Annotated in this window: 21 protein-coding genes; 7 read left to right on the top strand and 14 right to left on the bottom strand. The window is 39.8% G+C overall.

The features are described from left to right. Positions 1-97: 97 nt before the first annotated feature. Positions 98-316 carry a hypothetical protein gene (locus RMZ95_RS09275; RefSeq protein WP_322686488.1) on the top strand — a complete coding sequence of 73 codons (219 nt, stop codon included), beginning with the start codon at positions 98-100 and terminating at the stop codon, positions 314-316. A gap of 219 nt (positions 317-535) precedes the next feature. Here the strand turns inward: RMZ95_RS09275 and RMZ95_RS09270 are convergent, their stop codons facing one another. The 11 genes from RMZ95_RS09270 to RMZ95_RS09220 form a co-directional block, all read right to left on the bottom strand. Beyond that, positions 536-2,494 carry a DUF262 domain-containing protein gene (locus RMZ95_RS09270; protein WP_322686489.1) on the bottom strand — a complete coding sequence of 653 codons (1,959 nt, stop codon included), beginning with the start codon at positions 2,492-2,494 and terminating at the stop codon, positions 536-538. Positions 2,495-2,594: 100 nt separating this feature from the next. Next, positions 2,595-2,909: a hypothetical protein gene (locus tag RMZ95_RS09265; protein ID WP_163929737.1), complete on the bottom strand. Its 315-nt coding sequence runs from the start codon at positions 2,907-2,909 to the stop codon at positions 2,595-2,597. Positions 2,910-3,106: 197 nt separating this feature from the next. Continuing rightward, positions 3,107-3,343: a hypothetical protein gene (locus RMZ95_RS09260; protein WP_175586702.1), complete on the bottom strand. Its 237-nt coding sequence runs from the start codon at positions 3,341-3,343 to the stop codon at positions 3,107-3,109. Between the two features lie 192 nt (positions 3,344-3,535). Beyond that, positions 3,536-3,982, bottom strand: coding sequence for a hypothetical protein (locus RMZ95_RS09255; protein WP_322686490.1), 447 nt, complete (start codon positions 3,980-3,982; stop codon positions 3,536-3,538). A 144-nt stretch (positions 3,983-4,126) separates the two neighbouring features. Beyond that, positions 4,127-4,984, bottom strand: coding sequence for a DUF3387 domain-containing protein (locus RMZ95_RS09250; RefSeq protein ID WP_322686491.1), 858 nt, complete (start codon positions 4,982-4,984; stop codon positions 4,127-4,129). A 44-nt stretch (positions 4,985-5,028) separates the two neighbouring features. Then, the gene (locus tag RMZ95_RS09245; protein ID WP_322686492.1) at positions 5,029-5,949 is read right to left on the bottom strand and encodes an S-4TM family putative pore-forming effector; all 921 of its coding nucleotides are present in this window, start codon (positions 5,947-5,949) and stop codon (positions 5,029-5,031) included. A 12-nt stretch (positions 5,950-5,961) separates the two neighbouring features. Beyond that, on the bottom strand, positions 5,962-6,828 hold the full coding sequence (locus RMZ95_RS09240; protein ID WP_322686493.1) for a CBASS oligonucleotide cyclase: 867 nt from the start codon (positions 6,826-6,828) through the stop codon (positions 5,962-5,964). 249 nt (positions 6,829-7,077) lie between these two features. Next, complete coding sequence (locus RMZ95_RS09235; protein WP_322686494.1) at positions 7,078-7,713, bottom strand: hypothetical protein; 636 nt, start codon at positions 7,711-7,713, stop codon at positions 7,078-7,080. A 384-nt stretch (positions 7,714-8,097) separates the two neighbouring features. Then, on the bottom strand, positions 8,098-8,652 hold the full coding sequence (locus RMZ95_RS09230; RefSeq protein ID WP_322686495.1) for a TniQ family protein: 555 nt from the start codon (positions 8,650-8,652) through the stop codon (positions 8,098-8,100). Next, complete coding sequence (locus RMZ95_RS09225; protein ID WP_322686496.1) at positions 8,606-9,460, bottom strand: ATP-binding protein; 855 nt, start codon at positions 9,458-9,460, stop codon at positions 8,606-8,608. Before RMZ95_RS09225 ends, RMZ95_RS09230 begins: the two co-directional genes overlap by 47 nt. Before the next feature lie 3 nt (positions 9,461-9,463). Further along, the gene (locus RMZ95_RS09220; protein ID WP_322686497.1) at positions 9,464-11,323 is read right to left on the bottom strand and encodes a Mu transposase C-terminal domain-containing protein; all 1,860 of its coding nucleotides are present in this window, start codon (positions 11,321-11,323) and stop codon (positions 9,464-9,466) included. 255 nt (positions 11,324-11,578) lie between these two features. Here RMZ95_RS09220 and RMZ95_RS09215 point away from each other — a divergent pair, with 255 nt between their 5' ends. Both RMZ95_RS09215 and RMZ95_RS09210 read left to right on the top strand, forming a co-directional pair. Further along, positions 11,579-11,917 carry a hypothetical protein gene (locus RMZ95_RS09215; RefSeq protein WP_409882264.1) on the top strand — a complete coding sequence of 113 codons (339 nt, stop codon included), beginning with the start codon at positions 11,579-11,581 and terminating at the stop codon, positions 11,915-11,917. A 185-nt stretch (positions 11,918-12,102) separates the two neighbouring features. Next, positions 12,103-13,410 carry a recombinase family protein gene (locus tag RMZ95_RS09210; RefSeq protein WP_322686499.1) on the top strand — a complete coding sequence of 436 codons (1,308 nt, stop codon included), beginning with the start codon at positions 12,103-12,105 and terminating at the stop codon, positions 13,408-13,410. A gap of 13 nt (positions 13,411-13,423) precedes the next feature. On the opposite strand, the gene RMZ95_RS09205 is transcribed toward RMZ95_RS09210, so the two are convergent. After that, positions 13,424-14,593 (bottom strand): hypothetical protein, encoded by a 1,170-nt coding sequence (locus RMZ95_RS09205; RefSeq protein ID WP_322686500.1) that lies wholly within the window; start codon positions 14,591-14,593, stop codon positions 13,424-13,426. Between the two features lie 577 nt (positions 14,594-15,170). Between RMZ95_RS09205 and RMZ95_RS09200 the strand changes: the two genes are divergently transcribed. Together RMZ95_RS09200 and RMZ95_RS09195 are read left to right on the top strand one after the other, a co-directional pair. Continuing rightward, on the top strand, positions 15,171-16,790 hold the full coding sequence (locus RMZ95_RS09200; RefSeq protein ID WP_322686501.1) for a glycosyltransferase family 39 protein: 1,620 nt from the start codon (positions 15,171-15,173) through the stop codon (positions 16,788-16,790). Between the two features lie 340 nt (positions 16,791-17,130). Then, on the top strand, positions 17,131-18,135 hold the full coding sequence (locus tag RMZ95_RS09195) for a hypothetical protein (RefSeq protein WP_322686502.1): 1,005 nt from the start codon (positions 17,131-17,133) through the stop codon (positions 18,133-18,135). 132 nt (positions 18,136-18,267) lie between these two features. Here the strand turns inward: RMZ95_RS09195 and RMZ95_RS09190 are convergent, their stop codons facing one another. Together RMZ95_RS09190 and RMZ95_RS09185 are read right to left on the bottom strand one after the other, a co-directional pair. Then, positions 18,268-18,408: a hypothetical protein gene (locus RMZ95_RS09190; protein WP_322686503.1), complete on the bottom strand. Its 141-nt coding sequence runs from the start codon at positions 18,406-18,408 to the stop codon at positions 18,268-18,270. A 110-nt stretch (positions 18,409-18,518) separates the two neighbouring features. After that, complete coding sequence (locus RMZ95_RS09185; protein WP_322673143.1) at positions 18,519-18,905, bottom strand: hypothetical protein; 387 nt, start codon at positions 18,903-18,905, stop codon at positions 18,519-18,521. Between the two features lie 168 nt (positions 18,906-19,073). On the opposite strand from RMZ95_RS09185, the gene RMZ95_RS09180 reads away from it, so the two are divergent. Both RMZ95_RS09180 and RMZ95_RS09175 read left to right on the top strand, forming a co-directional pair. After that, the gene (locus RMZ95_RS09180) at positions 19,074-19,202 is read left to right on the top strand and encodes a hypothetical protein (RefSeq protein WP_322673144.1); all 129 of its coding nucleotides are present in this window, start codon (positions 19,074-19,076) and stop codon (positions 19,200-19,202) included. A 179-nt stretch (positions 19,203-19,381) separates the two neighbouring features. After that, positions 19,382-21,286, top strand: a complete 1,905-nt coding sequence (locus RMZ95_RS09175) for a chloride channel protein (RefSeq protein WP_322686504.1) — start codon at positions 19,382-19,384, stop codon at positions 21,284-21,286. Positions 21,287-21,419 lie beyond the last annotated feature (133 nt).

The following is a 21,419-nucleotide window of genomic DNA, read 5'->3' as shown; positions in this document are numbered from 1 at the left end:
TTGATGAAAGTTGCTCTCTTAGTCTTTGACTGGTTTTGCTACCTATCTTTATTATAAGCGCAATAGCGCAATAGCATAAAAACTTTTTAGCGCAAATGTGCTTTTGTTAAAAGGCTGTGCAACAATTAACCCCGAACTAAGGCATGATGTGGAGATGACAGAAGAAACGAGAGAAGTTCGGGGAAGAATTCCTAAAGAATTAAAAATTGCTTTTGAAATCGCTTGCGCTCGTCTAGAGTTCACACAGACAGCAGCTTTGGAGGAGGCGATTAGGGATTGGTTAAAAAAGAAAGAGTCCGCTGCTAATGAAAAGTAGCAGGACAGTTGTGGAAAGCGATCTCTTTCCACAGCTTCAAAATTGGTCAATAGTATAGTAACGTTGCAGCCCCTAGTAACCTTTTCTATTGGTGGCAGAGACTCGTTACTAATCAGTGTTGCTTTCAACTCATGTTCCACTCGATTAATATTAAAGGGCTTGCTCATGGCTTTTGTTTTGGTTTGCACTTAAGTTTGACTTATAGCAAAGTTGTAATGACTACAAATAGTTCTTGAATAAACTTTCTGAATTCAGTCTGTTAATAAATCTGTTTTGATGCTTTCCGCCTAAATCCTCTAAAGCCTCAATGTATAAGCACTTACCCATTCCCTTGCCGATTAACTCCAACAATGCCTTTGTCCGTGCTTGGAAAAATCCCTCAAAGTCATCTCGTCGCAGAGTTTCGGGATCTATGGCATGAGATCGCAATATTTGATCGAGTCTTTGGGGTGATACGCCAGACATCTCAAGCTCTTGAAGGTAAGCTGAAGGTGGTTTACTACCAATCTTTTTGTTTGTTTTGGCACTTAAAGGAGTGCGGTTGACTAAGCAGTTATATTTTTTAGGGTCGATGCCTTGCTTTCTGCACCAAGCGATGGGAAAGATGTGGTGAGAATCAATCTGTTCTTCAAAATAAAGCACATCATTGATTTCTTCGCCTGTAATGAAATCAATTGCCCCAGAAAGTCGCAGCAGGGCTGATAAACCTTGGTAAACTGCACCATAACGCTTTCTTACGGTCAGTAACCGCTCTGGGAAGAAATTGGCTTCTTGGATTGTAGACGGGAGTGAACCCCCTTTTTGCAGCCATAGTGGCATTTCTACTACATCTCGTCCTGTACGTGTTTCGTGCCAACCCGTATACATCTCACTGAACAGCCCACACCAAAACCAACGTTCCAGCATTGAACGAGACTTAACAGAGCGAGAACGTTCTCCTAAAACAGCCAAAATTGCCGCCAAGGCAACTAGTTGAATCGGATAAGCCAAATCCATTGCGTCAAAAATTTTCTGCCCATGCAGGAATCTGGCTGCTTCCTCAAATCCTGTGGTAACTTTATCAGCCCAGGTAGAGTATTCTGGAATGGAAAGTTTTAAAACATCTCCACGACCGCAAGATACACCAGGCAATTTGTCTAAATTGCCGCCTTTGTTAATGGCTTCCATTCTCCGCACGTAGCCAGCTACTAAAGTTACGGCTTGCACAAAGTCAGTGTTACGGACTAAACGTAATACTTTAAATTGCTGAAAACGAGCTTCCCGCAGTTTCCAATCATCTCTAAGGCTGAAGTCATTGGCGCAATAGCTGGAACTCATCAAATCGAAGTAGTTGAGGTCACAACCGGAGGTGTTGGTATCTTCAAATACTTGGCAGACTGCTTCTTTGGGTAAGGAGTCCCGCAGTTGGATTACTGGTATTTGATAATGCTCAAATTTTTTGAGTACCTCCAGTTCTAAAGTATCGATAAGTTCGAGCTTTTGAGCATCATATTGCCAATATTTAGAATATTTACTTCTCCATTCTGAAAAGAAGAAGATTTTTGATAATGGGAATAGTCCTGCTTCATACTCATTTTCTGGAGTGGAACAGTCTATAATTTCACCACCAAATGTTCGGAGTTGTTTTGATTCCGGGAAAGCAATAATAGCACTGCGGCGGTCGATGTTATGGTCAAGGGATTTGGCCATATCGAGGTAGTACCATTTTTTTATCAGCTTTTGGCTTTTTTGGTCTTTAATGACAACGGGTTGTTCCGACAGCAAAACCATAAATGAAGTAGTTAAGCGTTGCTGACCATCAAGAATTAACAGGTTGGGCTTATCGTACTTTGGCTCTTTAACGTTATCGATGAGGCGGGGTTTGAATTGGACTTGCTGGTTACTTTGCTGGAGCATCATGACTGCACCAATGGGGTATGCAAGAGAGATGCTGGCAAGTAGACGGCGCACACGAGCATCATCCCAAACCCAATCTCGTTGAAAATCTGGTAGTTGGATGCGTCCAGTTTTTATATCTTTTAAAATATCAAGTAAAGGATATTTTGTGATATCAAATGTGCTGATAGAATGCATTTGCTGTTCTGAATTTATTGCCCTTTGTTCAGATACTGCTGCAAGCGCAGGTAAATTAGTTTTATTTTGTGAAATACGAGCAATTTTAGGATGATAAAATGTCACTTATTTTCACGCGAATGAATACAGATGTAGGACAGAATAAAACGTCCCTAGCTGTATGAGCAAGAGGTTTTATCATGAGTTACTCGTAAATCACGAACAGTTAGTTAGTAAGAAAGTTGGTAGGCAAAATTATTTGTTGGCTGATAACCAGTTGTTTAAATTGATTGAGTAAATCAGCCTGTCGCAGCAGGAAAGGAATGTAATGGGGTCGTCTGTCGAAGTTGGTTCCCCAGTCTTTGATGGTGTGAGGACTTAACCCTGTGGCTTGTGCCAGAGCATTGATACAAGCTTTACGATAACCTCTGGCTGGGTCAATATCTACCCACCTACGACAATATTCCATCGGCTCCAAAGGCAGCTGACGGATAGCATCAATCCTCTGCTCTTCTGGACTAGGGGAAAGTCTCACAAGCAATCTTGGCTGGTAATGGATGGGCAAGTACCAGATGAAGGCTTGAGTGATTTTATATTGGCAATTGCCTACTTTCAATTTGTTGATTCAAAAGTGTAGGCAAATGCTGTTGTTCTCAAGCGGCAGTCTAATACAACAGTCTACAGATTAAGAAATCTCTGCCCACAATACCAGTACTTTAGTCGGAAAATCCGATTAAATTATTTTTGCGGATAATCAGGTGGTAAGACTATTTTCCTGATCTGGTTAAGCATATCCGCCATTCTGAGAACGTGTAAAACGTGATCTGGTCGCCTTTCAAAGTTTGGGCCCCAGTCATTAACTGTACGTGGACTTAAGCCTGTAGCCTCGGCTAGAGCCGTAACACAAGCTTTGCGATAACCACGTTCATCTGAAGGTACTTCAACCCATCGCCGACAGTATTCTAGAGGCTCCAAAGGTAGTCTACTGAGTACGTCGATTATATATTGGGTTGAAAGCGTATCGCTGTCTATCACCTTTTGTCGCTGTGGTTGTGGGAAGAGTCGGAGTTCACGACTATACTAATACTAGTGTTCCTGCTTGTGATCGCCAAATAAATAAAACTCCCTAGAAAAACTGGAAGCTTTAGTATTTTTCCTGCTGTATATTTATTCCAGCGTCTTTATTTTTATAGATTTATCTTTCAAACCTTCTTCAACCATCTTTTTGGTGGCTATTGACCAGTTTTTACCGGACTGGCCTCCCATGAGAGACCAGCGAATCCAACCTACAGAAGGGTTTTCAGGGTTGTACCACCCTGGATCGTCCATATCTAGTTTGAATTTCTCAAAAAAATCCACCATTTTATCAATATCTTCAAGGGTCAGAGGTTTTTCTTGTGCGATCGCTTCAGCTAAGGTCAAATTTTTCCCCCCACCGAATTTTTTATGTAATGCAACTCCGCGTAGTGCTGCCATACTTGCTATTGATGGCACGATGAGTTCAATTTCTTTGACTTCACTTTCTTTGATTTCACTTTCTTTGACTTCACTTTCGCTGCATAACAGACATAAATGGAGCATTTCAAGTTGAACTTGAAAAAGTAATGTATTCATTTTTATTTACCGTAATTTTGGAGGGTTAAAGGAAGTGTTAAATTTCTAATCTCCAAACTACCAAAGATTAGAAAGCATTGTCTTGTACAAACTGCTTGTAGGTAAACCACTCTCTACACTGAGTGCGATCGCACTTTCTCACCCTCATGCAGCCCAATCTTTACACAGTAACTCTGCCTGTTGCAAGACTGTCACCATCGCTTTCTCTTGCTTTTCGGGTGGATAGCCGTATTTCCGCAGTAGGCGCTTGACTAAGCGGCGCAGGTTGGCTTTGACGCTTTCTTTTTGTGTCCAGTCAATGGTAACGTTGCGGCGAACTGTATCTACAAGGTCACGAGCGATCGCTTTGAGGGTATCATCGCCTAATGCTTGGACTGAAGTATCAGTTAAATCCAGGGCATCGTAAAATGCTAGTTCATCTTCAGATAATCCCAGGCTTTCGCCTCGCTTTGTCGCTTCCCGGATTTCTTTTGCTAGTTCGATTAATTCGCTCATCACCTGGGCAGTTTCGATGGCGCGGTTCTGGTATCTTTTGATTGTCTGTTCTAGCATTTCGGCAAAGGAACGGAACTGTACCAAGTTACGATGCGATCGCGTTTTGATTTCATCGTTGATTAATTTCCGCAGCAGTTCTAAAGCTAGGTGGCGTTGGGGTAGTTGGCGCACATCTGCTAAAAATTCATCGGAGAGGATGGAAATATCAGGATTTTTCACCCCAGCAGCAGCGAAAATATCTACCACCTCATCACTCACAACAGCGTTAGAGACAATTTGGCGAATTGCAGTATCTAAATCTTCAGGACTTTTACCCCCAGTGGTGGTGTGTTTAACAAAAGCAGCACGTATAGCTTGGAATAAACCGACTTCATCCCGAATTGCGATCGCATCATCTAAAGCCAATAAATGACGAATTAAGGTAAAGCAACTCTTAAATGTTTCGCAAAGCCATAAGCAGCGTAGTCTAATTAAGTTGTTTAAACCATTAGAGTGTTGCTTCTTCAACAATGAATTCAGTCATAGCCATTATTTTAAATCAAAATTATTACTTAATGTCCAGAGTTCAATGACCGCAGTGCTTCCTCAACTAGCTCCTCAGCACCCTTGTTCATGGCTTCTTCTTGACTGTTACGTAAAAGGTTGTATATCCAGTTAAATATTAGTGGATTATTGCAACGGTAATCATAAATTCCGTCTTGTAATTCTCTAGATTCTCTTTCAATTTGATCTGGATTAAGTTTTTTGTTAATGATATCTACCCAAAAGTTTTCTACATAATCCTTTAAGCGTTCTAGAGTTTCTATCGCTTCACGTTGTTTTCTGTATTCACGAATACTCCATAATATGGTAGGAGAAAGTGGCGCCAAAATAACAATAAAAAACCTTTGGATAGTAATGGTATTTGAAAGACCAATAGCGAAAACTAAAATAGTAACTAAACAAAAAGTGCTTACTACCCACACTATGTAACGTTGTCGTAAATTAGAATCCCACCAACAATTAGCTCTTTGGCATATAAGCCTTGCAATAGGTAGCGGAACATTCTGAACTACTGAAGGATACCAATTTTCAATTGTTGCAAGATTAGTGCTTTTTTGTTTAAATTTTTTGGCTAATCTATTTATAGACTCAGCATCTGGTCGATTACCAATTTTAATCTTGTTCCAATCGAGGTGAAGTAACTCACAATCAAATAACTCTTGAACTTTTGCTGCTTGTCTTTTTAAGGATGTTTGAAAATCATCTAAAATGGCTGCATCAATAATAGACACACTAATTCCGTAGAAAGCTGCCCAAATTTCAAATCTAGGAAAAACAGCAACTACAATAGAAAAAATTACTGTAATTGCTACTGACAGTAATACTTGAATTAATAGTATAAATTTTGCCTTTGAATACAAATAGCTAGATGCCGCAATCCGATCAAGATAGCGTACTTTATTTTGTTCTTGTGCTATTGAATTGAGCATGAAATTTAAATTTCAACCATAAAGAGGAAAATAATCACCAAAGATAATTTGCCATTGATAATAGGCTTCTGCTATTTTACCTTGTTGTTCCAACCGCTCTGCTATAATTGCTCTGTTATATGCTGCTTCTAATCTATTGACTACTTCACTTATATAGTTTAGTGTATTTAAATAAGCACCGATATCTCCCCCATAACCAGCAGGGTCTAAAACTGGATTGATTACTTCTTTTCTTGCTTTATCAAACACATACCGAACCCCAGAAGAAAAGCTATCAATTCTTATATTATTTAGTATTTTTAGGACTAAACTTTCAAGATGAAATGAATTCAGCAATTTACTATGCTTTTTATTCCACCCCTTAATCATTTTAATAAGGGGAATGAGATCATAGTTATGAGCTTTATTAGCATTGCTCCAAATTTCTATATGCTTTCTTGGATCTGTAGATATCCATTGAGAAATTACACAATTAGGAATAATATACCCTCCCCCATTCCTATGAAAAGCTGGCACAACATCAACTTTAAAATCAGTAAATCTAATCGTCACGGCTTGACCATTTCTGCTAATTTTTGGTGTTGTAGGATATTTCTTTAAAAGAATATGTCTAACTTTGTCTAAAAGATATGTTTGTCCATTTAGTTTATAGTAAGTTGGATCTAAAATAATAAAGATATCTACATCTGCCTCAGACAAAGGAGAAATCATGGTACTTCTCCTATATGAACCAGTTAAAAATGAATTTATAATAGTCAACTCTGTTTCGAGGATTTCTCTGATATTCTGCTGGCGCTTTGATACGCTCAATTCTTGGATGTCTGTAATTTCAAGATTTTGTCTAAGCTTCTTGAAGCCTTCGATGATTGTTTTTGGCATCAACATATTCTCCTTTATATAAATTTTTCCATATCTTTCATCCGAATCTTACCTGAGAGAAGCTTCAATATTAGCAAATCACGAATATCACCAAGAGTACGAAATTGTTATTAATTTGTGTAAATAAATGAGCTATAAACAACCTGCTTATCCGCACCTAACCTAGAGCTTGTTCAAAGCCTAAAGTCGCCCCATTGCTGTTATTCTGTTCAGTTTTTTTGTAACCACGAGCCACTAAGTACTACTCCCTTAAGTAAAGTCTCTTCTAATGCGAACGATTGCCTGGCTTAAACCTTCACTGTGAATCCAACCGACAAACCCGCCGTAAATCATTTTGTCACTGCGATCGCCTAAAAAAACATGGTCAACACCAACGGGGTTTTTCCAAGTTCTCACTACTGTCCCGTCCCTGAGCCTGATGATCGGATTAGAACTTTTAAAATCTCTGTGGTGTGCAGGAGTCATGCCAGGGACATTCTCTAAAATAGCGATCACTTCTCTTGCATCATCTGTTGTACTAGAGTTAACCACTGTTACACAACCGCATCCGTCAGTTACAGTCGTCTTGAGCCTATCTCTGATGTCGCCGTCAAACAGTGATAACGAGTTAATCTCTTCTAGAAGCTTGCCATGTGGCTCATCCTGTCGGCGTTGACAATAAACTGCTGTGAGAAAATCTTCTAGGCTGACTTTTGCCAAAGCATCTGTAATTAATCCTGTTAGCCCCAAAACTGCAATTCCACCCAGCATCCCCGCAGGCCCGCCCAAAAAAGCTAAAGCAGTTGTAATGGCAGCAGCACCTGTAAACCCTGTAGCTGCCATTGTGATTACCAAAATCACACCAGGTAAACCCAAAGCAGCTACTTTTTTAACGACTTCATCCATACCCTAGCCACCTCAAGTCAAAATTTACTCTGAAGGCTTTTGTAAAACTTACGTTACATAAACTGCCTTTAATGGCAGAAATCCTTGACAGCAGGATTTGAAGCTAACAAAAAATTAGTTAGAATTCTAGCTTCACAAGTATAAGCTCTAAAGTTTTTAATACTAAGTAGTATATTTACTGCTTTTGTTAAAAACTTTAAGCGCTATAGGTTTTAATTTTCAGCCACCAATTAAATTTGAATACGTGCGATCGTACTTGTGCCTGATCGATGACACGTAGATTATTGATAAAAAACAAAGGCGATCGTCCTCCCCGAAGAAAGTGCGATCGCCTTTTGTAAAACCCTATCAATGAGGTTACTCGTATAATTCAATAGTTTTTTGTCAATAGCGCTTTTGACACCTTGCCATTTTTGCAAAAGGTAGAGAACAATGGGTGCATTCCCCTAGCTCCCAATCAGCAGGGATTGGAAATGGTGTCTCACAGTTAGTACATTTTGTTAATAAACCCAACTGATGGCGATCGCACTTCATTTTCTCTTTAAACTGCCACTCAATGCGGTGACAAGGAACTTCTGCATAGCAAGCACCACATAACCGAATTGGTCTGGGTTTTATAGTTACACCCTTTGGTGGCAACATCTCATATAACCTCTTGACCTCCACACCAATCAGCTTACTTAAAGCTTTTAATTCCTCAAGACTCGGAAAGGGATTGAAATAAAACTTCTCCCATCGCGTTGTGATAGCACCAAGACCAGCAATTTTTCCTAAAGAATATCCTGAAGGAAGACTGTTAGCCTTAAATCGGCGCAAGCGTCCCAGATAATGACTGATGCTTTCATTTGGGTATGGCTCAACATAGCCCAACCTTGGCAAAATGTCATAATCTTCATTTATTGCTATTTCTGTTTTCTGGGGGAATGTATTTTCTGCCATACCGACTAGCGATTTTTTCTAAAATACCTTGATCAACTTTGCCAAAGCCATTCTTGAGTGAATGTAAAACTGCCTTAGTGAGTATTTTGACTAGCAGTCCTATCCGCGCACCTGTACTTTCAGCTAGAACCTCAAATATAGGACTGCAAGATAAATTAGAAGCTTCAGGCAGAGCCAGAATATCGAATTCAATTGTACTTAGTGTTTTCTTAAAATCATCGTATTCTAGGCGGTCAAACTCATACAGTGTTGGAAAGCTAGTCAACAAATCAAAATCGACCAAGATTTTATCTAGCTCCTGTCCGCCAACTAAGACGACAGGAACATGACATTCGTCAAAAAGTTGTTTAAGGTCTAGCAGTGCTTCTCTTTGGAGATTTTCAGCATTGTCAATAATGACCTGTTCTATCCCAAATAATTCAAGACTACCAGCCAATCTTGGACGTAAATCTACCCGCTTACCTGTTGGTGCTGCATGGTTAATATCCTTCAGGATTTGCGAAAATAGACGCTTGGAACTCGATGCTGACCAAGCTCTGACATACGAAAGTTTTTTCCTATCCTCTTGGCGATAGTGAAGAGACGCTCGGCTTTTCCCCACATCTCTGGGGCCAATTACTCGACCGCATTGTTTCAGTATCCGCAACTCATCTAACCATCTGAAATATTCTGAAGCACGATCAGTTGGTATGAAGCAATTATTGAATATCTCTTCAACTTCAACGACTTTAGCAAGTTGAGCATTTAAATCTAGCTCCGGAGCTAAGGCTTCTACGGAGGACTGAACAGCAAGTTGCGATCGCGCCATAAATTACCAAATCTTCTTCAAATGTTGTTTACGGTTAGGGACAAGCAGTTTGTGTCTCTCCTGCTCTTGAGTGTCAGCTTGACCAGATAGTTCTGGTTGCAGTTCTGTTTTCGGAAGCTGTATTTCTTCCCTTGAAACTCTCTCTGGCAAGAGTTCCAGTTTGTCATCTTTGTTTGAAGAAACGTTAGCTCTACTTTTCCTCAGTTCAACAACATTTGAGGCTTTCTTGGAAGCTGAACGTAGACGCTTTTGTTCTGAGCGTCTTTTTTCCTTTTTGTCTTCTTTACGTTCCTCTACAAGTTCCTTTCGTTTACCTAATGCTAATAAGGCATCATAGTTAAAATGCTCCTTACGAGCTTGACTTCGCTCTTTATTCAAGGCTTTCAATTCTTCTAGACTCAAATCATGAGTATCCATGTTTACAGCATGAGCGTAACCCAAAAATTCTTCTCCATTATCATTAGTTTCGCAACTGTAGATATATAAAGTCAGGATATGGTCTGGATCGTATCTAAGCGTTACAAATTCACCTCTATATGCCTTGAGTGATTCTCCTCGATAAATCAGGTTCTCAAACTGTATAGATCCATGCGCTTGAACAACTCGTTGCGCTTCTTTCATCAAACAGATATCCAATTCTCGCTCATCCAAAGGTTCAGGTAGTTTTCTTCCCATTCCTATAAACCAGCGCTCAAATCTTGTTTCGCGGGGATCTTTGGGATATGGTTCGTGGTTATAAATATCACAAAAGAAACTAGCTAGGATCTTGTCTATATCTTGTATTGTCAAACACGCTTCTTGCTCTGCATTTTTGGGGCGTTCCTGAACATTTGACCCTGTATAACCAGGTAAATCTTCGAGAACTTGAGTATTAATAGTTCCAAAAAGCCGTTCTACAATACCGCCTTCGGGAGGGCGATCGCGTAGTTCACATTGAAATCCTAGTTTCTTACCAATGGCTTTAAGATGTTTTGAGCGAAAATCTTTTCCACCATCAGTAAAAAAATATTGAAAAGGAAGACCGCATATTTCCCAAACTTTATTGAGCTGATAATCTTCAGGATACTTCTTAGGCAAAATAGCATGTCTTAAGGCTAAAGCCACCTCTGTAGAACCTGGTTGTTTGATCCATAAGTGGAAACCAACAACACAGCTTGAAAAAGTATCTACAATAGTAGTTAGCCAAGGACGGTCAGACAATAAATTACCATTACTATCAACTATGCGAATATCCAGTTTGGTATGGTCGCATTGAATAATTTGGTTACTAAAGTCAGCTTTCAGTAGCTGTCCATCTTTTGTTACAACTTTCATCCAAGATTCCGAACCCGGATTTCTGACTTTTGTCTTCTGTTTATGTTGTGCAATTAAAGGATCTAGAATTCTATAAACAGTAGCTTCATGAGGATAATCTCCTGGTTTGAGCTTAAGCTCAACGCTCGCGTATCGTTTCACTTCGCGAACTATAGATGCTGGTGAAATTGGATGTTTGTTTTTAATACTTTCTTTATAAATTGCTTTGATAAATTCTTGCCAGTCTTCGCTGACTCGATGTTTTCCCTTATCTGAGCGTTGTACTCCTGCTGATTCTGATAACTTGTCATCATGGTATTGCTTGAGGAGACGTTCTACCTGGCGAGTAGAAACACCAAGCGTATTTGCAATAGCCTGCTTCCTCTTAGACTTAATTGTGCGATTCGGTGATTCAGCAAGCCACTGGATCAGATTAAATGTCAGTTTATGCCTATCTGATGTTTCCAGAATAATTTGGGATGGATCTACAACAAAATTACTCTTGTCAAGAAAAATAGCATCTGGAGCTTGCGTTGATTCTTCCGTGAATTCAAATTGTTTGTCTGTCATTGAAGTGAAAAACACTCATGAATAATTAAGGTACTAATGTACCATTAATTGACTAAGAATGCGACATGTAATTTGAAAAACGCCTAAATATTAACAAACGACATTTAATGTGATAATTGGGGATTTACGACATAGAAAATGCGAATTAACCAAATTTATTTTCTGTATCATTAAATAGTTTATAATCCTTACAGAATAAAGGTTTCAGCTATTTGGATACTGTTGCGACACTATCTGCGAATAGCGACATATAATTTGCGAATGTACACCTATGGAAATAGAGGTACTGATACCTTTGCTTTTAATAGTTACGACAATTTTAGCGTTAACACTATTTATGACTTTAACGCAATTAATGAATTAATTCAGGTATCATCTAGTTTTGGCGGTGGGTTATCATCGGGTTCACTTGAGAAAAGTCAGTTTATCATCGGAACATCTGCAACAACGATCGCTCAACGATTTATCTACAATAGTGCTACAGGTGGACTGTTCTTTGACAAAGATGGTAGTGCGTCTGGGTTTACTCAGGTAAAATTTGCCCAACTATCATCTGGATTGTCACCAACCGAAAACAATTTTGTGGTTGTTTAATCTTTATTGGTGCTTTGCGATCGCTAAACAGCAAGGTTGGCGAGTTGCTATGATTGCTCAATGCAAGTCATTTTGGTAATCCATAGCGATTCTTGTACAGATAATTCAGATATTACGATGCCTGCGGCGAGCTACGCTAACGCAGAATCCAGAATATATAATTTCTTTGTGGCTGCGCTAAACCTTTGAAAATAATTGCCTACTCTTACACCGATCCACTATTAGAATCTTCTCCCGATCGAGCCGATTGGGGATGGGAGGTGGATCGGGTTTATGAAGATTTGGGCAAGCCAGACTCTTCTTTGCGATCGCAATTACAACTATTATTCAAAGATTGCCAAACTGAACCAGCAGATTATCTCCTGATTCGTCGGTTGGAAGAATTAGGAGATACTGTAGAGGAAATTAGCGATCGCCTCAATCAACTCGAAGTCATGGGAATCGCAGTAATCGCCACTGAACAACCCTACACTTCCGAAAATTACCCTCTGGGCGCTGACTTGCTGAATTTGCTACACGCAATCCAACGTCAGCAACGTAGCCGCCGCATCCGCCAAGGACACGCCCGTAATCGTCTTGAGGTTGCACCGCCACCCGGCAAAGTTCCCTACGGCTATCGCAGAGGTAAGGGAAAATATACCATTGACCGCAGTACTTCACCAGTTGTCAAAGATTTTTTTGAACACTTTTTACTTTATGGTTCCCTGCGGGGTTCAGTGCGTTACTTGGCGAAAAAATACGGCAAGAAAATCTCTGTAACCACAGGAAGACGCTGGCTGACTAATCCAGTTTATCGCGGCAATACAGCTTACCAAAATGGTGAAATTATCTCCAATACCCATATTCCGATAATTTCTAAGGAAGAAGCAGCCCAAGTTGACCGACTTTTGCGCCGTAACAGCCGTTTACCATCCCGAACTGCTAGCGCACCGCGTTCTCTGGCTGGGTTGGTTGTCTGCGCTGAGTGTCAGTCGCATCTGACAGTTACCCGTGTTACCCAACGCAACCAAGATAAAGAGTATCTTTATTTACGTTCTACTAGCTGCCCCCAAAGCCCCAAGTGTAAGGCTATTCCCTACCAAGAGGTGTTGGAACATACCATTGAAACCGTTTGCCGTGATTTACCTCTGGCGGTAGCAGGAATGAATTTTCCCCAGTTGGATGCATTCAAGAATAGTTTAGGACAAGCGATCGCTCGTCAGCAAGAAATACTTGCTCAGTTACCCGCTTTAATTGAAACTGGAATTTTAGATGCCGAAACAGCAAAGTTAAGGGCTTACAAACTTCGCACAGAAATTTCTGCACTCGAAGCAAAGTTGGCAATTCTCCCTCCAGTTAACTTGCGTTCTGTTGCTCAAGCTGTTTCTATACCACAATTTTGGTTAGATTTATCGGAAACAGAACGAAGATTTTACTTTCGAGAATTTATTAGACAAATTGAGATTATTTGTCAGAATAAAGAATTAAAACTCCAAGTTATTTTTATTTTTTGATTTAAATGAAACACTATTTTTGAGACGGTTGATCCTTAGTATACGCAACAGGTTTTGGCCCTGCATTCCGCACATTGATAACTTTATTCAGGATATCAAACCAAAAAGGCGCACCCATAGCAATAGCAAAACCACTCACTATCCAACCACAAATTAATTTAAAAACCTGTGAAATTCTGATGTAAATTCTATTCGATTTCGTCGTATCTAATAACTCAAACTGTTGATTAATATTTTGCCATCCAATCGGTATAGAAGAATTTCCTAATAGTTTCTCAATATTCCTTCTGTCTACTTCATTATTGATATAATCGATTCTTTGACTTGCACTTTGAGTAATAGTAGAGCGGATAATCGAATCCTCCGATAGTCTTTTAACCAAGTGAAATGTATCAGTATTAGTTAAAAAGGCGACTAATATTCCAATTAAAATAGCAACTCCTTTGGCATTTCGCTTATAAACACCGCTTGCTCGATCCATCGAGCGATCGAACCATGTTTCTACTTCATTTTTAAATTGATTTACTTCCTCTGTGAGATCGCCAATCTTTATCCTGCTACGTTGAGCAATTACACTAAGGCTCTTAATTAAATTATTAGGAACTTCATCAGGTAATTCATTATTAACAAAATCTATAAATTTCTGGTCAATCTCTCCATAAATTTCTTGAATTTTTGTGTAACTTGCACTATTTGGATTATTAATACCTTTTTTAAGTTCTTTATAAGAAGTTAATATCATCTGTAAGTTGGTTTTTGTTTCTTCATTAGGATGTTTAACGTAATTAATTAGCTGAGGAATTTTTAAGGCATCTAATAAAGTAATTGCAAATGTTTCAGAAGGTAGATAGGAAGGGCCGCTTTGTTTTTCTAGCACTATTTTATCAGGCTTTTTAGTAATTTCCTGGAAATGCTTTTCTAATTTACCCTTAGCTTGTTGATTCAAAGTATTAATCAAAGGATCGTTATAAAGTTTCTGCACTAGATGGATTGCATTAATAATATCTGATTTTTCACTTTCACTACCACCTGATAAAAGTAATTCAATTGAAGTTCTTAAATGTTTAACTCTCCATTGTAATAATGTGGCAATTAGTTCTTGGATTTCCGAGGCTAGCAAGCTCAAAATTAAGTAAATAAAAACTAAGCCAAGAGTAATATCTACAACTACAGGTAAATTCATTGACACTCTCCAATAACTTTTAGCTATTAACTGTTATCAAAATCTCTTAAAAAATTGTATATCATAGATTTCAAGATTCAATACTTGCTTAATCAAAATTAAAAAACTAAAATTAGTTTGTTTATAGAGTTTTATAAAAAATATTCTTATTAATTGATTATTGAAGAAATAATTATATTTTTCCTGGAACTAATATTCAAAAATTATATATAAAAATTTTTTAAGTATTCAGTAGACCATTTTATTTTTATAGCAATCAGTTACAAACTTTATGAAATTAACCAGATAAAATTTAAACTAAGCGTCACATTCAAAATAACATACAAGCTTATTTACGGACTATCAAACAGGTAATAAATAATTTATTGCTTGTATTATTTTTATCATTTATTAGTTTAAAATGTTACTTAAATAACCAATATATTTTTTTGAAAAATAGCGCTAATTATAAAAAACTGAGTTAATCTTGGAAACTAGCAATTGTTAAGAACATACGTTGTTACTGGGTGGCAACATGGGAGATTCGCTAGATGTCTCTATGTAATCAAACCAGCAAGTAAAATGATTACCAGAGAATATGCAAGAAGGAAGCTTTATTTGGAGTCATCTGGAAAGACAGCATCGCACGGTTGGCAAATGGATTGATTGGGTATGGCTAATAGTATTGCTGTTGGCAGCAGTATTACTGTTTAGCATCAATCTGGGAGGGTTGCCGCTGCGAGATTGGGATGAAGGTACTGTGGCACAGGTTGCTCGTGAAATTTGGCACGCTCCATCAGGCTCAATGCCTTGGCTTTACCCAACGTTAGGAGGCGAACCATATCATGACAAGCCGCCTTTGATGCATTTGCTGATTGCTTGGGCTTATTCTCTAGGAGGCGAAAATGAGTTGACAACCCGCCTACCTGGAGCAATTTTAACAGCAACATCTGTACCTTTACTGTATTGCATTGCTCGAGAGATATTTCGCCAACGTTGGGCTGCTATTTATAGCGCCTTGATTTACCTAACAATGCTACCTGTGGTGCGTCATGGGCGGCTGGCAATGTTGGATGGGGCGATGGTAAGTTTTTTGATGGTGATGATGTTGTGCGTGTTGCGATCGCGCCGAGATTTACGTTATTGTCTTGGTGTTGGCATTAGCTTTGGGTTTATTTGTTTAACTCAAGGACTGCTAGGTGTATTACTCGGTGCGATCGCAATTGTATTTCTATTTTGGGATACGCCACGACTGCTCACTTGTTATTATCTCTGGATCGCAATCTTAATTGGCATTCTACCTGTAGCTGGTTGGTATGGTGCGCAACTAATTCACTATGGTTATACTTTCGCCCAAATTGGTATTGCTAACCCATCACTAGACCGAATTGGCTCAATTGTAGAAGGTAATTCTGAACCACCTTGGTATTATGTGATTGAACTTCTCAAATACACATGGCCGTGGTTATTATTTCTACCACAAACTGTCCGCTTAACCTGGGAAAATCGCAACCTTAGCTGGGCAAAATTAGTAATGGCGTGGAGTGGGGTTTATCTACTGGTAATTTCCTTCATGATTACCAAAGTTCCCTGGTATTTATTCCCAATTTACCCTAGTTTAGCTTTAGCTTTTGGTATCCAATTATCAGATACGGAAAATTCGCCTTTACTCTCATCTTATCCCCGTGCTTGGGTTGCTGGTTTGGCAATACTTGCTGTAGCTGCTTCTGCTGGTAGTATTTATTTCAGTTCGGGTACAACCCCAAAAACAGACTTACAACTGATTTTTGCCGCCGTAGCTTTAACTATGTCCTTAGCAGCTATTTTGGCAGAACGAGGTGACGGACAATTTCTGAAGATTTTGTTTTGGGGAAGTTATATTTCGCTGCTGCTGTTAATGAAATCTAACTACTGGGTTTGGGAATTATCACAAGCCTATCCAGTTAAACCAGTCGCCGCCATGATTGTGCGGGCAAATCCAGCGACGAGGAAGATTTACACGTCTTTTCCTTACCATCGTCCTTCGTTGGATTATTATAGCGATCGCACCATCATTCCCGCTTCTGTTGGTGAACTGGAATATTATTGGCACTACAACGGCCAACCCTACTTCCTGCTTAATGTATCTGATTTCAACAATCTTGAACTAGAGTCGATGAAGCTAATTGACCAAGCTGAAGGTTGGAAGTTAGTCACAAAAGATATCAATAGATTGTAAGTATGGGGCATTGGGCATGGGGCATTGGGCATTGGTATTAATTATTCTCTTCTGTTCCTCTGCTCCTCTGCTCCTCTGCCCCCCTGCTCCCCTGCCCCCTTGCCCCTTACCCCTTGCCCCCTGTCCCCTGCTCAGGAAAAAATCAGATCGTTGCCCAAAAGGTAATGATAATTTTATAGCGATCGCGTTCTTCCAAAAAGTGTAAAAAACCTGCGATTTACTTTGAAGAAATGATAAACTGCGTAATTTTGCGGTTTTGGTGGCGAGATTGATTTCTCTATGCTTGAAATATTTATTACGAAATATTTCATTCATTAAATTTAGCAATTAGGTGTTTCTAGTGCCGCAAAATCTTTCATCGTTACCAGAACCAGTCAGAAGGATTGAGACAGAAGCAAGTCAACCATTTTCAGAAGCGTGGGCAAAGAAGTATTTGCGAAATTTAGCTGAACAGGACAATCGCATCGAAGTTCTCAAGGTCAGTGAAATTGCAAATGAAGTTGCAAAAACGTTAACGCAGGCACTGCGAACCACAAGTCTGCAAGCGTGGGGAAAAACAGAAGCGCTTTTGTCTCAAGAGGTGATTCGGCATCAAATTGACCCTGAATTAATCGATCCGTGGGAAGTTGCAAAGGATACCCACCAGATTTATCAAACTGCCCTCTCAGCCTATGCTGAACAGATTTCCCCAGCAAAGTTTTCTACATGGATTGCTAGGGATTTGGGAAAAATTCGACAGAAGTACACAGCAGACGATCCTAGAGTAATTGGGTTCATTAGTATGCAGTTTCACTACAGCGGACAAATACTACTGAACTTGACACCACCAGTGCAGCAAGCATCGCTGAGGGATTACTTCAAAGTGATTGACGATCATCTCTATATGCCGCTCCAGCGTGCTTACCAGGCAGCAGCAGAATATGCTTACGACGCGCCACCATTACAAGCTGTCCAGCAACTTTTGCCCTTGTGCAGCGAGATTGCGACCAGGATTGCAGAACGGGTGATGCAGATGTATCCCAACTATCAATGCCACACAGGTTGTTTAAGTGATACTAACATTAACATTTCCAGTGTCCGTGATATAGAGATGTTCCAGGTATATCTATGGGTCTGTATTTTGGAGAACAACATTAGTGCCATACAACAAGAGCTATTTCCCCTGTGTGTGATGTTATATCCTCGATTAAAGGTGCGCTGGGAATTGGTACGGCAATTAATTTACTTGCTCGGTACTGAAATCCGCTCTCGTTTGGAACCAGAACAGGCTGCTTATTTTTTCGCTTACTATGAGTCGTTGCAAGCAATGTTTTCACCCCAAGTTTTGCCGGACAGTAAATCTTAAATGCTGTAGTGTCCCGATTTTCTAAGAAATTTTGATAATTTATAGATACGATTGATACGATTAATGAAATCGATCGAATATTAAAATTCCTGTACTATGATTTCATAAAGAACAGTTAAAAACTCAAATTCTCTAATTCCTGCCATAAAACTTTACAAGTATTTTAATAATTATAAAAATTGATTCCCGATCGCAATTTTGGCTATAAATTTTCTTTTCTATAGCCAAAATTTCATTAGATGTCTGGTGGGCGATCGCTCTTGAAGCGGACATAATAAAAAACCGCGTCCTATTTGGGGCAAGAAGACACGGTTCAATCGAAATATTTAGTTATAATATTACAAAAATCAAAGTAGAATTTGATTTATACCAAAGTAATCGATTTACTGGGATTTGTTTCCTGGTTCATTAACTTTCTCTGTTGTGGGAAGAATTTGGCGATCGTAACTTGTCTTTTCTTGGGTCAGAGCGATCGCACCAAAGAAAATCGCACTACCTACAGCCAAGGCTACCATCGGACGCTTGAGTAGGATAAAATCTCTGAGAATCCTCGCTAAAGGTCGGCTTTGGCGACGTAGCGATGAAGACATCATCAATTGTCTCCAAGTAAACGGATCGCGGACATAATGACCACTTTGGCAAACTACTAGCCTTTCCTGGCAATAGGGACAGCAAAACAAACCCATGCGTGTTTTAACTGGTTTTGGCGTGGCATTTCTTTGGCAAATTGGGCAAGTAACATAATGATTATCAAAAGTGTGTATATTCATTTACCTCATCCGCCTAGTCCATTTACTCGCTCTATAACAATAGCTATATTGAATTGGGGTCAATGTCCGATCTGACATCAGGCATTAATCATACATACATTCTATTACTACCAAGGATGCCTCAATAGTCGCAACACGAGTATAGCTAGATTTAAACAAGGATGACTCATGGTTCATGTTTACGGATGTGTCCACCCAGTCGAAAAAACTTTGTTGTCTCTAGAAAAAATAGTGTTGGCGCTCGCTCGCACCCCATTAGCCACAGCTACGCCCAATTTAGGCATTGCTGACCCCTAAGTAATAATTGTCTCTCATTTAACCATTCTCCCCACACAAATTTTGCACAATGACATTTTTAGCTAAAGCTTTGTAAGTTAAGCAAATAAAGTCTACTTGTCCGGTTGCTAAATAATGGCTCACAATGATAAGTAACAGATAAAAATTTAAATTTTTTCTTACATTTACCCCGCCTCTCAATGACTCTCTTGCCTCCCACTCAACTGAGGAAGGTAACGGAACAACCTGCCTTTCCTACACCTTCCGCTCGTTTAGCTCACCTAATTAATCGTTTTCAACCATCCCCAGAAACAGTTGTGCTGTTTTTAGCCATGCTCATTGGCGGTGGTACTGGTATGGGTGTAGTCACCTTTCACTATTTAATCCAGTTGGTTCACCAGCTGATGCTGGAAAATTTAATGGGTCAAATTGGCGGCTGGGGTGCATGGACTTTAGCCTGCGTTCCCACCCTTGGCGGATTAATTGTTGGCTTGATGCGCTGGCGCACTCAAGACTTTGGCCCTGGACTTTCATCTCTCATTGCCGCCTCTCAGGGAACAGAGATTAAGCGACCACTAAGACCAGTTAGCAAAATGCTGGCCGCATCTGTTACTTTAGGGAGCGGTGCTTCTTTGGGGCCAGAAGGGCCGAGTGTCGAAATTGGCGCAAATTTTGGGATGTTGTTCTCTGTGATCCTCAATGTATCTCAGGAACGACAACGTTTGCTGTTGGGTGCTGGCGCGGCGGCGGGACTGGCGGCGGGATTTAATGCTCCTATAGCTGGAGTATTTTTTGCTCTAGAGGTGGTGATGGGAGCGACATCTTTCGCTACTTCTGCTGTCAGTGTGGTACTACTAGCTGCGGTGGTAGCAGCATTAATTGCCCAAATTGGTTTGGGGGCCCAACCTGCTTTTGATTTACCTGTTTACCAAGTTCGCAGTCCTTTGGAATTACCTCTTTACCTTGGCTTAGGTTTAGGGGCCAGCCTCGTTTCTCTGGCTTATACTCAATCAATTCGGGGAGCAAAAGCTTGCTTTGCTGGCAAAGTTCCAGGTTTTGATTTTTTGGGACGAATTCCTCAGCCGATTCATCCAATTATTGGCGGTGCAATTATTGGCGCTGTTGCTTTGCAGTTCCCGCAAATTCTGGGTGTTGGTTATGAAACTGTAGAAGCAATGCTTCAAGATGTGGAGTTTCCACTCTACTTATTGGTGGTGTTGTTGGTGGTGAAATTATTGATGACTGCAATTAGTGCAGGTAGTGGTTTCATTGGTGGTTTATTTGCACCAGCAATGTTTTTAGGTGCTTCTTTTGGATCGGCTTACGCCAAAATATTAGCCGTAGCATTCCCGACAATTTGCGATCAAATGGCGGCTCCCCCAGCTTACGCAATGGTGGGAATGGCAGCAGTATTAGCTGCTAGTGTGAGAGCGCCGTTAACGTCTATTTTAATGCTGTTTGAATTAACCCGCGACTATCGGATTGTTTTACCGTTGATGGCAGCTGTGGGTTTAAGTGTTTGGCTAGTAGAAAGGATTAAACCAACTTTTAACTCTAACTCTAATCTACAACAAATTGGTCTTTCGGAATTGAAAGATGAACAATCGGAAATTGTGCAGCAAATTTTGGTAGAAGATGCCATGTATCCCTGCCCCAAAAAGTTACCTGCTACTTTGGGAGTATTAGATGCTGCTGTGGAAATGACCCGCGATCGCGTTCGTAGTGCTTTAGTATTCGATCAAGCAGAGCAATTAGTTGGTATACTTTCTTTGGAAGATATTAACCGTGCCCTTGCTATTTGGCAAACATACCCAAATTCTTTAACCGAAATTCCCGATAATTTATCCAGTCAGACCCTCATAGACATTTGTACTACTGAAATTCTCTATGCATGGCAAGATGAACTTTTATCTGAGGCTTTAGACCGGATGAGTCTTCGAGGTTTACATCAATTACCAGTGGTAGCACGAGACAAACCCGATCGCATTTTGGGTTTATTAGAAAAAGAGCAAATTGCCTTAACCTGTAATTTAGCAGTCACGCGCAAGGCACTTCGCCACTATTTACCAGTCTTACCTACTACAGATATAGTCATTAGTCATTAGTCATTGGTCATTGGTCATTGGTCATTGGTCATTGGTCATTGGTCATTAATCATTAGTCATTATTTTTCACAAAGGACAAATGACACTTGACTAATGACTGTTTATAGTCATTGTTTTTCACAAAAGACAAAGG

The sequence above is a fragment of the Nostoc sp. DedQUE07 genome, from assembly GCF_034530975.2.
Classification (GTDB): Bacteria; Cyanobacteriota; Cyanobacteriia; order Cyanobacteriales; family Nostocaceae; genus Nostoc.
This window is presented reverse-complemented; position numbering and strand designations above follow the sequence as displayed.